We start from the raw sequence: 14,311 nt of genomic DNA, 5'->3' as shown, positions 1-14,311 counted from the left end.
CCGCTCCGTCAGTGAAGCAACAGACCGAGCGGCGCGAGAGCGGCACAGAGGAGACCAGCCATGCAGGCCCGTATGAAGAACCCGGCGTACGTCCTTCCCGACAGCCTCAAGGGCATCGGCACCATGATGCAGGCCATCGCCGAGAGCGGCCTTCCGCAGGAGCTCCAGGAGATCGTCGGCCTGCGGGCCAGCCAGATCAACGGCTGCAGCGCCTGCATCCACAGCCACACGGCGAACCTCGTCAAGGCCGGAACGAGCACCGAGCGGCTCGCCGCGGTGGTGGCCTGGCGCGAGGCACCGTTCTTCACGGACGCCGAGCGCGCCGCGCTGGCCCTCACGGAGCACGTCACGCGGCTCGCGGACCGCTCCGCGCAGGCCGTGTCCGACGAACTCTGGGACGAGGTCGCCGACCACTTCGACGAGCGGGAGCTGTCCGCCCTGATCCTGGTCATCGGCGTGACGAACCTGTTCAACCGGATCAACGCCACGATTCAGGAGCCCGCGGGCCGTACGTGGGGCTGAGCCCGGAGCCACCGACCGAGGGCCCGGTACGCGGGATGCGTACCGGGCCCTTTCGTGTCCGCGCCGCCCGGCGTACGGGCGGGGCACTCGGTGTGCGGGCGCGCCGCCCGGCCTGCGGGCGGCGCCTTTCGCGTACGGGCTGGATGCCCGTACGGGCTGGATCGCGTACGGGCTGAATCGCGTACGGGCTAGAGGTAGGGGCCGCCGCTGCGGCCCGCCACGCCGCCCTCCTCGTCGTCCTCGTGACCGCCCACGCCCGGGGGCAGCGCGCGGCGCATCTGCTCCAGCTGGGCCCGTGCGGCCATCTGCTGCGCGAACAGCGTCGTCTGGATCCCGTGGAAGAGGCCCTCCAGCCAGCCCACCAGCTGGGCCTGCGCGATGCGCAGCTCCGCGTCGCTCGGCGTCGTCTCGTCGGTGAACGGCAGCGACAGGCGCTCCAGCTCCTCCACGAGCTCGGGCGCGAGGCCGTCCTCCAGCTCCTTCACCGAGCTGGCGTGGATCTCCTTGAGGCGCACCCGGCTCGCCTCGTCCAGAGGTGCCGCGCGCACTTCTTCCAGAAGCTGCTTGATCATGCTGCCGATGCGCATGACCTTCGCCGGCTGTTCGACCATGTCCGTCACCGGGACCTCGCGGACGTCGTCGCCGCCTCCGCCGCCGAGCGCCATGCCGTCCTGGCCGACAACCAGGACCTGGGGATTCTCCGGCGACCGTTCGTTCCTCGGCATCTCCATGCCGCCATTCTCTCGCACCCGTTGTTCACACATCCTTGGTGCCCCCATTCGCCGATGATCCACCGTGTACGGACGCGCGGAACCGGGGCTCGTGGGCGCGTCAGCCCCGGCGCACGCGCAGCCCCAGGAACCCCAGGCCGAGGCCGATCAGGACCAGGCCCGCACCGAGCGGCAGGACGCGCAGGCCGGGGATGGGCGGTCCGGTCGCCGTACGCCGCGCGGACGACGGCTCGGCCACGTCGACGGCGGGCGGCGGCCTCGGTTCGGTGCGCGGTTTCCGGGCCGCCGGGGGCGGCAACGGACGCCAGCCCCGCGGATCGGGCACGACGAGCGGCTCCGCACGGCCCGGCCGGGCCCTCCCCTCGCCCGCACGGCTCCCGGCGAGCTCCACCTCGTCGTAGTACGCGGCCGAGGGGGCGGGGGACGGGTCGGCGGCGTACCCCGGGGCCGGGGCGAGCAGCACGCTCACCAGCGCCACCGGTACGGCCCCGCGCGCAGCACGGCACAGCCACGACGTCACCGCACGACTCCCTCCCGCTGCCGGGTCGCCAAGATCGCGGGCGTGCAGCCAGCGTCACACGACACGCACCATCCGGCATCTCGGCGCCCTAGCCCGTCCGGCGTTTGAGGACGAGGCGCGCAGCGCCGACAACCGGGGGGGTCCGGGGGGCGGAGCCCCCTGGTTTCGGGAAGGGGCGGGTCTGGGGCGCCCCCGCGAGGGCCCTACCGCACCAGTAGCACCTTCCCCATGTGCCCCCCACCCTCCAGAACCTGATGCGCGGCCCCCGCGTCCCGCATCGGCACCGTCCGGTCCACCACGGCCCGCACCTGCCCCGCCCCGATCAACGGCCACACGTGCTCCCGCACGGCCGCGACGATCGAGGCCTTCTCCGCGACGGGCCGGGCCCGCAGCGAGGTCGCGGTGACGGCGGCGCGCTTGCGCAGCAGCGTGGCGATGTTCAGCTCGCCCTTGACGCCGCCCTGCATGCCGATGATCGCGAGGCGGCCGCTGACCGCGAGGGAGTTCACGTTCCGCTCCAGGTACTTGGCGCCCATGATGTCCAGGATCACGTCCGCGCCCGCTCCGTCGGTGGCCCGCTGGATCTCCTCGGCGAAGTCCTGCTCCCGGTAGTCGATGAGGATGTCCGCGCCCAGGTCGCCGCAGAACGCCAGCTTCTCCTTGCCGCCCGCCGTCACCGCGACGCGCGCCCCGACGGCCTTCGCGAGCTGGATCGCCATGGTGCCGATGCCGCTGGCGCCGCCGTGCACGAGGAGCGTCTCGCCGGGGCGCAGATGGGCCACCATGAACACGTTCGACCAGACCGTGGCCGTGACCTCCGGGAGCGCGGCCGCCGTGACGAGGTCGACGCCGTCGGGCACCGGCAGGACCTGCCCCGCCGGGACGGCGACCTTCTCCGCGTAGCCGCCGCCCGCGAGCAGCGCGCACACCTCCTGGCCGACCGCCAGCCCGGCGACGCCGGGGCCGAGCGCCGCGATCCGCCCGGAGCACTCCAGGCCCGGGTAGGGGGACGCGCCGGGCGGCGGGTCGTAGAAGCCCTGCCGTTGCAGCAGATCGGCACGGTTCACGGCACTGGCCGCCACGTCGATGAGGACCTCGCCCTCAGCGGGTACGGGATCGGGGACCTCGGCCCACTGAAGCACCTCGGGCCCACCGGATTCGCGGATCGTGATCGCATGCATGCGGGCGAGGCTACTCCCGCTCCCTTTGGCCGGAAGGGCGGTGCACACGAACGACACGGCCCCGGCCCTCTCGGGGCGCGGGGCCGTGGCGGCACTCCGGACAGCGCGGGCCTCAGTCCAGCGGCCGAGGCACCCGCCGCGCGTCCGCCGCCGGTGGCTCCGGAGCCGGGGAGGCCCGGACGATCGTGATCAGCCGGTCCGTCAACTGGAGCTCACCGATGGCGGGATCGTCGTAGGCGAGCAGCCTGTGCCCCCGTACGACGCTGACGACGAGGTCCGGCATATCGCGCACTCCGCGTCCCACCTCAGCCTTTATCACCGGCCGTTCGACCAGGTCGAGGCCGCTGCCCTGCTGGATCAGGTCCTCCATGACCACGCCCGCGCTCGGGCTGAGCACCGAAAGGCCGAGCAGCCGTCCCGCCGCGCTGGCACTGGTGATGACGGCGTCGGCACCGGACTGCCGCAGCAGCGGGGCGTTCTCCTCCTCGCGCACCGCGGCCACGATCTTCGCCTGCCGGTTGAGCTGCCGGGCGGTGAGCGTGACCAGGACCGCCGTGTCGTCGCGCTGGGTCGCCACGATGATCTGGCGGGCCTTCTGCACCTCGGCCCGCAGCAGCACGTCGCTGCGCGTCGCGTCACCGACGACGCCCGCGTAGCCCTCCGCCGTGGCCGCGTCGACGACCTTCGAACTGGGGTCGACGATCACGACCTGCTCGGGCTTGAGTCCCGTCGCCTGCACGGTCTGGATCGCGGAACGGCCCTTGGTGCCGAAGCCGACGACGACGGTGTGGTCACGCAAGTTGGACCTCCAGCGGGAAAGCCGCCATTCCTCACGGGTGCGTTCCGTCAGCACTTCGAGCGTGGTGCCGACGAGGATGATCAGGAAGAGCACGCGCAGCGGCGTGATCAGGAAGATGTTGGCCATCCGCGCGCTGTCGCTGTGCGGGACGATATCGCCGTACCCGGTGGTGGAGAGCGTCACGGTGGCGTAGTACGAGGCGTCGAGGAAGTCGATCGTCCCGTTCGCGTTGTCGTGGTAGCCGTCGCGGTCGACGTACACGATGAGGATGGTCAGCCCCAGCACGAACATCGCCATCAGCAGGCGTTTGCCGACCTGGCGCAGGGGGCGTTCGACGACGCGCCGGGGGAGTTTGACGCGGTGGGTGACGAGGTGTTCGTCGGCTTGGCGCGCGATCGCGTCATGGCCGGGCAGTTTCACGTGAAACACACCTCACCGAAGGGGTCCGCCAGTTTCACGTGAAACACACCTCGCTGAAAGGGCCCGCCGAGCCGTCGGGGCCCAACTCGCCGTGTGATCCGCCTGGTTCGGTCCAGGGCAGATCGAGAATCTCCACTTCTTGCCGACGGCGCGCACCGCCCGGCGGCACCACCGCGAGCCCGTCGGCGACCGCGATGCCCCGCAGCATCGCCGGGCCGTTGTAGTGCAACGGCACCGCGTACTCGGCCCGTAGGACGACCGGCACGAGGCGCGTGTCGTGCGGATGCCCGTGTACGTCGTCCCGCAGCGGCGCCGTGTACGGCTCGGCGGCGGGACGGCCCGCGAGCCCGCGCAGCAGCGGCTCGGCCAGGGTGAGCAGACCGGAGACGGCGGCGAGGGGGTTTCCGGGGAGACCCACGAGGTGGCGGACGGGGGGTCGTCCCGGCGCTGCCGGGGCCCGGCCGGGGGTGGCGGGGGGTGTCTCGGGCTGGGTGGCCTGCGGTTGTGCGGGCTTCGGCTGGGCGGCCTGCGGTTGTGCGTCCTGCGGTCGGGCGGCCTGCGGTCGGGCGGCCTCGGGCAGGCGGGCGAGCAGCATCGGGTGGCCGGGGCGTACCGCGACCCCATCGACGAGCAACTCCGCGCCGAGACGGCGCAGCGCGGGGTGGACGTGGTCGACGGGCCCGGACGCGGTACCGCCGGTCGTCACGATCACGTCGGCCGTGGACCGGGACAGGGCTTCGTAGAGGGCTTCCGCGTCATCGCCGAGACGACGTACGGCCGTTACGGTCACGCCGAGCGCGCGGAGCCAGGGCGGCAGCATCGGGCCCAGCGCGTCCCGGATGCGGCCTTCGTGCGGCAGCCCTTCGGTGAGCAACTCGTCGCCCAGGACGAGCACTTCCGCGCGGGGGCGCGGGGCGACGGGCAGCGTGTCGTACCCGGCCGCGGCGGCGAGGCCGAGCACGGCGGGCGTCACCAGGGCGCCGGGCGGCAGGAGTTGATCCCCGGAACGGCACTCCTGGGCGCGCGGCCGGATGTCCTGGCCGGGCACGACAGCGCGCTGCGCGTGCAGCTTGTTCTTGTCGTCCACGCGGGCGTGCTCGCTGCGGATGACGGCGGTGGTGTCCTGCGGGATGCGGGCACCGGTCGCGATCCGCACCGCCTCGCCGTCGCCGAGCGGCTCGGGCCGCTCCTGCCCGGCCAGGACCCCGTCCGCGAGGACCGTCCAGGGCCCCGGCCCGGCCACCGCCCACCCGTCCATCGCCGAGGTGTCGAACGAGGGCAGGTCGGTGAGGGCGGCCAGGGGCGCGGTGAGGACGCGCCCCAGGGCGTCGGACAACGGCGTGGCCACGGCAGCTGCGGCCCCCGGAGCACCGGCCCTGCGGGACACCGCGCGGGCTTCGGGCCAGGAGGCGGCGCGGGAGCGGTGCCGCGCGCCCCCGTGGGCCGCCGGGTCGTCGCCGGACGCCGCGGCCCGGTCGCGCGGGGACCCGGGGCGGCCTTGGGCAGGCGTGGACGGCACCGACGGCTCGGCGCGGGAGCGGGGCGCGGCGGGCTCGTCCCGGTGGGGCGAGGTGCCCTGGCCGGTGGACGGCCCGCTCGCGGAGCCGGGCCTGGACTCCGGCCCGGGGGCCGACGCGGTGCCCGGCGCGGGGGCGGGCGGCGAGTCGTTCACGGCCCTGGGGGCGGGCGATGTGCCCGGGGGCCCTGCTGCGGGCGGCACGCTGGGGGCCGCGGGGGTGGGGGGACCGCTGGGCGTCCCGGGGACGGGGGGCACGCTGGGTGCCCCCGGAGCGGGCGGCACGTTCGCGGGACCCGCTGTGGGCGGCACGCCCGGTGCCCCGGGGACGGTCGGACCGCTGGGCGTCCCGGGGACGGTCGGACCGCTGGGCGTCCCGGGGACGGGCGGAACGCTGGGTGCCCCCGGAGCGGGCGGCACGTTCGCGGGACCCGCCGTGGGCGGCACGCCCGGTGTCCCGGGGGCGGGCGGAACGCTCGCCGAGCCCGCTGTGGGCGGCACGCCCGGCGCCCCGGGGGCGGGCGGCACGCTCGCCGAACCCGCTGTGGGCGGCACGCCCGGTGCCCCGGGGACGGGCGGACCGCTCGCGGCTCGGGTGGCGGCGCGGTCCTCGTTCACCAGGGCCAGTGCTTCGTCCAGCTCGGCGTCGGCCGATTGGCCCCCGGTCATCGGGCGCCCGGATTCTCGTCGGCCGGGGCGGCCTGCGCGCTGCCGGACAGCGCGTCCGGTGCCGTACCGGCATGGGTGCCGGACCCTGGCGCCGGGTTCCCAGCCGCGGGTGCCCCGCCCGGGTCCCCTTCCTCGGCCCAGCGGGCCGCGAGCGCGGCCGCCTTGCGCGATGCCTCCGCGACGGCCTGCGGCCCGCCGCTCGCCCCGGCGAGCCCCGCCGCGTACCCGACCAGGAAGGTGGTCAGCGGCGCGGCGGGCCGGGCCACTCCGTGCGCGGCGTCGCGGGCGAGGTCGAGGAGGGTGCCGGTGTCGACGTCGAGGTCGATGCCCAGTTCGTCCTTGACTGCGGAAATCCATTCATCCAACAACACGTGCCCATGCTCCCTGATCCGCGCGCGGGCGGTGGCGATGTCGTCCCAGGTGTCGCAGTCGAACGCGGCCAGCGGCTCGGCGATCCGGGCCAGGTCGAGGCGCTCGGTGAGCAGCCGCAGCGGCAGCCCGGCGAGCCCGGGCAGCGGCAGCCCGGCCGGCCCGGCTCCCGCGCGGGCGGGCTTCCCGGCGGCGCTGCGGGGAGGCTCCCCGGCCGCACCCCGGGCGGAATCCCCGGCGGCGGCTCGGGCGGGATCCCCGGCCGCGATCCGGGCCAGTTCCCGTCGCAGCGCGGCGCCGCGGTACACGGCGACCAGCGGCTGGTCACGGCCGTCCGGGTCGGTGAGCAGCGCGCCGTCCGCCGTGCCCACCGCGGCGACGAGGCCGCGTACCGTCTCCGCCCGCAGGAACGGCAGGTCCGCGGAGAGCACCACCACCAGCTCGGCGGCGGTGTGGCGCAGGCCCGCGTCGAGCGCGGCCAGGGGCCCGCCGCCCGCGGGCTCCTCGCGGGCCCACACCACGGGCCGCCCGGTGGGCCGGGGCGCCGCCACGACGACGGTCGTCGTCGCGCCGGAGCAGGCGGTCAGGACGCGGTCGAGGAGCGCCCTGCCGCCCACGCGCACACCGGGCTTGTCCGCGCCGCCGAGCCGCGCCGCGCGGCCTCCGGCGAGCACGACGGCGTCGAACGCCGCCGTGCCGGGGGCCGTGTTCGTGGTCATCCACCGAGTATGGGCGCCCGAGATGTCAACGCCACCCCTTATGGGCGCCCCGCAGGTCTCATGTTCCTCACAGGCGCAGAGACCCGACGGGTGAGGGCACCAGCCGCTGAGGGCTCCAGGAGGTGGCGCCGGGGCGCCACCCGGCGGGGCCTTTGCCGTCGGCCGGGTGGCGCGGGGCGGCCCTCAGCCGGTGGAGCCCGGTCACACCTTGCGCAGCAGTACCGCCGGCTGTTCGACGCAGTCCGCCACGAACCGCAGGAAGCCGCCCGCCGTGCCGCCGTCGCACACCCGGTGGTCGAAGGTGAGCGACAGCTGGACGACCTGCCGGACCGCCAACTCCCCCTGGTGCACCCACGGCTTGGGCACGATCCGGCCGACGCCGAGCATGGCCGCCTCGGGGTGGTTGATGATCGGCGTGGATCCGTCGACGCCGAACACTCCGTAGTTGTTCAACGTGAACGTGGACCCCGTCAGTTCCCCGGGCGTGAGCGTCCCGGCCCGGCCGGCCTCGGAGAGGCGGGCGAGCTCGGCGCTCAGCGACTCCGTGTCGCGCGCGTGCGCGTCCCGTACGACGGGCACGACGAGCCCGCGCTCGGTCTGCGCGGCGAAGCCGAGGTGGACCTCGCCGAGCTGGACGACCTCGCGCGCCTCCATGTCGACCGTGGAGTTGAGCTCCGGATGGCGGGCGAGGGCCGCCGTGCAGATCCGGGCGAGCAGCGCGAGCAGGGAGACCTTCGGCCCGCCCGCCGCGTTCATCGCCGCGCGCGCGTTCATCAGTTCCGTCGCGTCCGCGTCGACCCACGTGGTGGCGTCCGGTATCTCCCGGCGGCTGCGGGACAGCTTGTCGGCCACCGCACCGCGCACACCGCGCAGCGGCACGCGCGTGCCGGACACGGCGGCGCGGCCCGCGGCGGGCGCGCCCTCCCGGGTGCTGCCGAAGGTGGCGCCGAGGCCCGTCGCCGTGGTGCGCGCGGCGGCGGACGCCGGGGCGGGGCCCGTGGACGGGGCGGCCGTGGCCGCCGACGCCCGCATGACGTCCTCCACGTCGGCGCGCAGGATCAGCCCGTCCGGGCCCGAACCCGCGAGCTGCCGCAGATCCACGCCGTTCTCCCGCGCCAGCCTGCGGACGAGCGGCGAGATCACCGGCACGGGCCCCTCGTCGTGCTCGGGGCCCGGCCCGGCGTCGAGGGTCCGGCCGGAGCCCGTCCGGGGCTCCACGGGCGCTTCCGTGCGGGCCTCCGCCCGGGCTTCCGTTCGGGCGGCCGGGGCAGCCGTCACGTCCAGCGCCGGGCGTATCCGTCGCCGCCGGGCGGGGGCCGCTCCCGTGCCGTAGCCGACGAGTACGTTCCCCGACGTCTCGTCCGCCGGGGCCGGGCCGCTGTCCGGGGCTCCACCGCGTGCCGGCGCGCCCACCGCCGGGGTGCCCACCGCGACCGTCAGCAGGGGTGCCCCCACCGGCAGTTCGGTGCCCTCCTCGCCGAAGCGGGCGGTGACCACGCCCGCGTACGGGCAGGGAACCTCGACCATCGCCTTGGCCGTCTCGACCTCAACGACCAGCTGGTCCACTTCCACCACGTCGCCGACCTGCACCAGCCAGCGGGTGATCTCCGCCTCCGTGAGCCCCTCACCGAGGTCGGGCAGCTTGAACTCCAGGACCTGGGCCATCAGCTCCGCGCCTCCCACTGCAACCGCGCCACGGCGTCCAGGATGCGGTCGACGCCCGGCAGGTGGTGCCGCTCCAGCATCGGCGGCGGATAGGGGATGTCGAGCCCGGCGACCCGCAGCACCGGCGCCTCCAGGTGGTGGAAGCAGCGCTCGGTGATGCGCGCGGCGATCTCCCCGCCGGGCCCGCCGAAGCTGCTCGCCTCGTGCACCACGACCGCGCGCCCGGTGCGCCGCACGGAAGCGGCCACCGTCTCGTCGTCGAACGGCACCAGCGAGCGCAGGTCGACCACTTCGAGGTCCCAGCCCTCCGCGCGCGCCGCCTCCGCCGCCTCCAGACAGACCGGCACGGACGGGCCGTACGTGATCAGTGAGGCGCTGCGCCCGGTGCGCCGCACCACGGCCCTGCCGATGGGCTCCACCGTCTCCGGTGTGTCCGGATTCCACTCGGCCTTCGACCAGTACAGGCGCTTGGGCTCCAGGAAGACCACGGGGTCGTCGGAGGCGATGGCGGCCCGCAGCAGGCCGTAGGCGTCGGCGACCGTGGCGGGCGTGACGACATGGAGCCCCGGCGTCGCCATGTAGTACGCCTCGGAGGAGTCGCTGTGGTGCTCGACGCCGCCGATCCCGCCGCCGTACGGCACCCGGATGGTGAGCGGCATGGGCATCGCGCCCTTGGTGCGGTTGCGCATCCGCGCCACGTGCGAGATCAGCTGCTCGAAGGCGGGGTAGGCGAACGCGTCGAACTGCATCTCCACGACGGGCCGCAGGCCGTACATCGCCATGCCGACCGCGGTCCCCAGGATGCCCGCCTCGGCCAGCGGCGTGTCCGTGCAGCGGTCGTCGCCGAACTCCGCGGCGAGTCCGTCGGTGACGCGGAAGACGCCGCCGAGCGTGCCGACGTCCTCACCCATGACGTGCACGGTGGGGTCGTCGGCCATCGCGTCGCGCAGGGCGCGCCCGAGCGCCTGCCCCATGGTGGCCGGTTTCACGGCGACAGTGGTCATCGGCCCGCTCCGTCCGACTCGGTCTCGGCGTCGAGCTCGGCCCGCAGCTGGGCGGCCTGCTCGCGCAGTTGGGAGGTCTGCTCGGCGTACACGTGGGTGAACAGGTCCATCGGGTCGAGCTCGGGGTCCTGGTTCATCCGTTCCCTCAGGTCCGCCGCCATCGCCTCGGCGTTCTCGCGCACCGTGGCGGCGCGGTCCTCGTCGAGCAGCCCGCGCGCGGTCAGCTCCCGCTCCACGAGCAGGACCGGGTCGTGGTCGCGCCAGGCCTCCACCTCGTCGTCCTGGCGGTAGCGCGTGGCGTCGTCCGCGTTGGTGTGCGCTTCCAGGCGGTACGTCACCGCTTCCACGAGGGTGGGGCCGCCGCCCTCGCGCGCGTGCCGCACGGCCTCGCTGAGCACCTGGTGCACCGCGACCGCGTCGTTGCCGTCCACCAGGCGGCCCGGCATGCCGTAGCCCACGGCCTTGTGCGCCAAGGAGGGAGCGGCCGTCTGCTTGGCGAGCGGCACGGAGATCGCGAAGCCGTTGTTCTGCACGAGGAAGACCACCGGCGCCCGCCACACGGCCGCGAAGTTCAGCGCCTCGTGGAAGTCGCCCTCGCTGGTGCCGCCGTCGCCGACCATGGCGAGCGCGACGACGTCGTCGCCCTTGAGGCGGGCGGCGTGCGCGAGGCCCACGGCGTGCGGCAGCTGGGTGGCCAGCGGTGTGCACAGGGGCGCTATCCGGTGCTCACGCGGGTCGTACCCGGTGTGCCAGTCCCCGCGCAGGAGCGTGAGGGCGCGCACCGGGTCGAGGCCGCGCGCCACGGCCGCGAGGGTGTCGCGATAGCTGGGGAAGAGCCAGTCGCGCTCCTCCAGGGCGAGCGCGGCGCCGATCTCGCAGGCCTCCTGGCCGGTGCTTGACGGGTACACCGCGAGCCTGCCCTGCTTGGTGAGGGCGGTCGCCTGGGTGTTGTACCGCCGTCCGCGCACCAGTTCGGCGTGCAGGCGCAGGAGCAGCTGCGGGTCGGCCGAGGCGGCGGCCTCGGTGCCGAGCACCCGATACGGCGCCGCGTCGGGCAGCAGCGGCTCAGGGTCTGTCCTGAGCTGCCATGCGGGGGGCGGGGCGGGTCGATAGGCGCCCCGCTGCTCCATGACCGTCATGACGGCACCTCCTGGGGGGATGCTGAGGGAAGCGGTCTCCTCGTGGGAGCTGCAAAAGAGGCGCGGCGATGTGATGCGCCTCACCTACCGATTGTTCGGTCGTTGGCACATTTTGGCTACAGGCACCTCCAGGCTGTGGACAAACGGTTCTGCACAGCCTGGGATGGACGCATTACGTCCATGGTAAGGAGGCGGGGGGACATGGCAGCTGAACGAATGGCCGACAAGCAGGACGGGGGCCGTCCGGAACCGCAGCCCCGTCCGCTGGACGCCATCGACCGCGACATCCTGCAGATCCTGCACACGGACGGTCGCGCCTCGATACGTTCCGTGGCGGAGCGCGTCCACGTGTCGCGGGCGAACGCCTACGCGCGCATCAACCGGCTCATCGAGGACGGTGTCATCCGTGGCTTCGGCGCCCGGATCAACCACGAACGGGCAGGCCAGGGCGCTTCCGCGTACATCACCCTGAAGATCGTCCAGAACACCTGGCGCACGGTCCGCGACCAGCTGCGCACACTGCCGGGCGCGTCGCACATCGCCCTGGTCAGCGGCGACTTCGACGTACTGCTCCTGGTGCACACGCCCGACACGCGCGCGTTGCGCGAGCTGGTGCTCACCCGTCTGCAGTCCATCCCCGAGGTCCTGAGCACGCGCACGCTGCTGGTCTTCGAGGAGGACGACCTGGAGACGGAGGGCTGAGGCGCCGACCGTTCGCGCCGGGCGTACGCCGACGGATTCAGCCGTCGGCGTACCACCGGCTCTCAGCCGTCCGTACGCAACCCCGCGAACGCCAACTGCACCACCGCTTCGGCGACTTCCGTCCCGTCGGCGGCACCACGGCTGTCCGGCCGGTACCACTCCACGATGGAATTGATCATTCCGAAGAGCAGCCTGGTGGCGAGGCGCAGCTCGACGTCCGAGCGCAGGTCGCCGTCCGCCGCGGCCTCCTTGAGGAGCGCCGCGACCTGGTGGTCGAAGTCCCTGCGCCGCTCCATCGCCCACCGCTCGGTGTCGGTGTTGCCGCGCACGCGCAGCAGCAGCGTCACATAGGGCAGCTCGGCCACAAGGACCTCGACGGTGCGGCGCGTGACGTACTCCAGGCGCTCCACCGCCCTGCCCACGCGCGCGTGCTCCTCGTCGAGGACGGCGAAGAGGCCGTCGAGCGCCCGGCTCACCGCGCGCCGCAGCAACTCCTCCTTGCCCGCGACGTGGTGGTAGATCGACGACTTGGAGATGCCGGCAGCCTTGGAGAGGTGCTCCATGGACGTGCCGTCGTAGCCCCGCTCGTTGAAGACCCGCACAGCGACCTCGAGGAGGGTCTGCGGGGTGTAGGTGTCGCGCCTCGCCGTGGTCATCCGTTCTCCTCCTGAGCGGCCGCGAGGCGCAGCCCCGGAGAGGGGGCGTAGCGCCCCGAGGGGTACTCGCTGTGCACGTCGTCGAGGAACTGGGCCACCCAGGAGAGGCCGAGCCCGGCTCCCCAGGCGAGCGGTCCGCGGGGGTAGTTGACGCCCAGGCGCATGGCGGTGTCGACGTCGTCCGCGTGGGCCACCTCGCGCGCGACGGCGTCGTGCGCGACGTCGACGAGCATCGCGACGGTACGGGCCACGATCATGCCCGGGGTGGCCCGGATGACGCTGACCTTCTTGCCGAGCGCCTGGAAGAGGCCCACGGCCTCGCTGAGGTCCTGGTCGCTCACGCGCACGTCACGGGCGAGGGCGACCCGGGTGGCGCTCGCGTAGTCGAGGGCCAGGTCGAACTCGATCGTGGGCTCCGCCATGGCGTGCACGGACGTGCCGGAGACGAGGGCGAGCCGCGCTCCGCCGGGCAGCTCGATCCAGCCCGGGCAGGGCGCACCCGCGGTTTCCTCGCGGTCCACGCGGATGCCCGCGGCCTCGATGAGCCCGACGAGGGCCGCGGCCTGGAACAGCTCGCCGCGCAGGGTGACGGCCGCCGGCGCGTCGGCGGGCTCCGCGGTGTGCGGCTCGGCACGCGGGGCGTCGTCCCCGTACGCGTACCAGCCCTGCCCCGACTTGCGCCCCAGGCGGCGCGATTCGACGAGGCGGCGCTGGGCGAGGGACGGCGTGAACTTGGGGTCCTGGAAGAACGACTCCCACACCGAGCGCGTGACGGCCTCGTTCACGTCCTGGCCGATGAGGTCGGTGAGCTCGAAGGGGCCCATCCTGAAGCCGCCGCACTCGCGCAGCACGGCGTCGATCGTCGCCGGGTCCGCGGCCCGCTCCTCGTACGCGCGCAGCGCCTCGGCGTAGAAGGGGCGCGCGACGCGGTTGACGATGAACCCGGGGGTGTCGGCGCAGCGCACCGGGGTCTTGCCCCAGGCCTTCGCCGTGTCGTACGCGCGCGTGGCGGCTGTCTCGTCGGTCGCGAAGCCGCTGACGACCTCGACGAGGGGCAGCAGCGGCGCCGGGTTGAAGAAGTGCAGGCCCACGAAGCGGCCGGGCCCGGTCAGCGCGCCCGCGATGGCCGTCACGGACAGGGACGAGGTGTTCGTGGCGAGCAGACAGTCCTCGGCGACGACGCCCTCGAGGTCCTGGAACAGCTTCTGCTTGACGTCCAGTTGCTCCAGGACGGCCTCGACCACGAGCCCGCACCCGGCGAGCTCGGCCAGGTCGTCGACCGCCTCGAGGCGCCCGGCGGCCGCGGCGCGGGCGGCCTGGTCGAGTCGGCCCTTCTCCACGAGCCGGTCCAGACGGGCGGTGATCGCCTCGGCGGCCGTCTTCGCGAAGCCGGGCGCGGCGTCGTACAGCCGCACCGGGTGTCCCGCCACCAGGGCGACCTGGGCTATGCCCTGGCCCATGGTGCCGGTGCCGACCACGGCGACCGGGCTGCTGAGATCGAGTGCTGTCATGCTCGCGATCCTCCCGCACAAGGGTCTTGGCCAGGGGTTCGGGGTGGGCGGGGAGGTTTTCCACAGCTTTGGCAGACCCTCTTGTCCCGACCGATCGTTCGGTTACTCTAGCTCTGTCCAGCTGTTCCTGCCCACTGCCCCTGCCCAGCTCGCCAGCTCGAAGGAGAGCTGACTCGACGAGGAGTTGG

13 protein-coding genes are annotated in these 14,311 nt (G+C 74.1%); 2 read left to right on the top strand and 11 right to left on the bottom strand.

Features of this window, described 5'->3' with window-relative positions; all coding sequences use genetic code 11:
• The first annotated feature begins 60 nt into the window (after nucleotides 1-60).
• Nucleotides 61-522: a carboxymuconolactone decarboxylase family protein gene (locus C9F11_RS21745; RefSeq protein ID WP_138960843.1), complete on the top strand. Its 462-nt coding sequence runs from the start codon at nucleotides 61-63 to the stop codon at nucleotides 520-522.
• 188 nt (nucleotides 523-710) lie between these two features.
• Here the strand turns inward: C9F11_RS21745 and C9F11_RS21740 are convergent, their stop codons facing one another.
• From C9F11_RS21740 to pdhA, 9 genes are all read right to left on the bottom strand, one after another.
• Nucleotides 711-1,253 carry a bacterial proteasome activator family protein gene (locus C9F11_RS21740; protein ID WP_138960842.1) on the bottom strand — a complete coding sequence of 181 codons (543 nt, stop codon included), beginning with the start codon at nucleotides 1,251-1,253 and terminating at the stop codon, nucleotides 711-713.
• A 100-nt stretch (nucleotides 1,254-1,353) separates the two neighbouring features.
• Entirely contained in the window at nucleotides 1,354-1,773 is a 420-nt protein-coding gene (locus tag C9F11_RS21735) for a hypothetical protein (protein WP_138960841.1), read from the bottom strand.
• Between the two features lie 203 nt (nucleotides 1,774-1,976).
• A complete protein-coding gene (locus C9F11_RS21730; protein WP_138960840.1) occupies nucleotides 1,977-2,954 on the bottom strand; it encodes an NAD(P)H-quinone oxidoreductase in 978 nt (325 codons plus the stop codon).
• A 112-nt stretch (nucleotides 2,955-3,066) separates the two neighbouring features.
• On the bottom strand, nucleotides 3,067-4,173 hold the full coding sequence (locus tag C9F11_RS21725; protein WP_138960839.1) for a potassium channel family protein: 1,107 nt from the start codon (nucleotides 4,171-4,173) through the stop codon (nucleotides 3,067-3,069).
• 34 nt (nucleotides 4,174-4,207) lie between these two features.
• Nucleotides 4,208-5,845, bottom strand: coding sequence for a molybdopterin molybdotransferase MoeA (locus C9F11_RS21720; RefSeq protein ID WP_249401828.1), 1,638 nt, complete (start codon nucleotides 5,843-5,845; stop codon nucleotides 4,208-4,210).
• Nucleotides 5,846-6,354: 509 nt separating this feature from the next.
• Nucleotides 6,355-7,446: a DUF6457 domain-containing protein gene (locus C9F11_RS21715; protein ID WP_171075810.1), complete on the bottom strand. Its 1,092-nt coding sequence runs from the start codon at nucleotides 7,444-7,446 to the stop codon at nucleotides 6,355-6,357.
• Between the two features lie 201 nt (nucleotides 7,447-7,647).
• Nucleotides 7,648-9,111, bottom strand: coding sequence for a dihydrolipoamide acetyltransferase family protein (locus tag C9F11_RS21710; RefSeq protein WP_138960837.1), 1,464 nt, complete (start codon nucleotides 9,109-9,111; stop codon nucleotides 7,648-7,650).
• Nucleotides 9,111-10,115: an alpha-ketoacid dehydrogenase subunit beta gene (locus tag C9F11_RS21705; protein ID WP_138960836.1), complete on the bottom strand. Its 1,005-nt coding sequence runs from the start codon at nucleotides 10,113-10,115 to the stop codon at nucleotides 9,111-9,113. The genes C9F11_RS21710 and C9F11_RS21705 overlap by 1 nt, the downstream gene beginning before the upstream one ends.
• Nucleotides 10,112-11,254: a pyruvate dehydrogenase (acetyl-transferring) E1 component subunit alpha gene (pdhA, locus tag C9F11_RS21700; protein ID WP_138960835.1), complete on the bottom strand. Its 1,143-nt coding sequence runs from the start codon at nucleotides 11,252-11,254 to the stop codon at nucleotides 10,112-10,114. Before pdhA ends, C9F11_RS21705 begins: the two co-directional genes overlap by 4 nt.
• 201 nt (nucleotides 11,255-11,455) lie before the next feature.
• On the opposite strand from pdhA, the gene C9F11_RS21695 reads away from it, so the two are divergent.
• Nucleotides 11,456-11,956, top strand: coding sequence for an Lrp/AsnC family transcriptional regulator (locus C9F11_RS21695; protein WP_171075809.1), 501 nt, complete (start codon nucleotides 11,456-11,458; stop codon nucleotides 11,954-11,956).
• A 62-nt stretch (nucleotides 11,957-12,018) separates the two neighbouring features.
• On the opposite strand, the gene C9F11_RS21690 is transcribed toward C9F11_RS21695, so the two are convergent.
• Nucleotides 12,019-12,612 carry a TetR/AcrR family transcriptional regulator gene (locus C9F11_RS21690; protein ID WP_138960834.1) on the bottom strand — a complete coding sequence of 198 codons (594 nt, stop codon included), beginning with the start codon at nucleotides 12,610-12,612 and terminating at the stop codon, nucleotides 12,019-12,021.
• Nucleotides 12,609-14,123 carry a 3-hydroxyacyl-CoA dehydrogenase gene (locus C9F11_RS21685; protein WP_138960833.1) on the bottom strand — a complete coding sequence of 505 codons (1,515 nt, stop codon included), beginning with the start codon at nucleotides 14,121-14,123 and terminating at the stop codon, nucleotides 12,609-12,611. The genes C9F11_RS21690 and C9F11_RS21685 overlap by 4 nt, the downstream gene beginning before the upstream one ends.
• Nucleotides 14,124-14,311 lie beyond the last annotated feature (188 nt).

The sequence above is a fragment of the Streptomyces sp. YIM 121038 genome, assembly GCF_006088715.1.
In the GTDB taxonomy this organism is placed as follows: Bacteria; Actinomycetota; Actinomycetes; order Streptomycetales; family Streptomycetaceae; genus Streptomyces.
The sequence above is the reverse complement of the archived record's forward strand: the minus strand, read 5'-3'. Positions and strand labels throughout refer to the sequence as shown.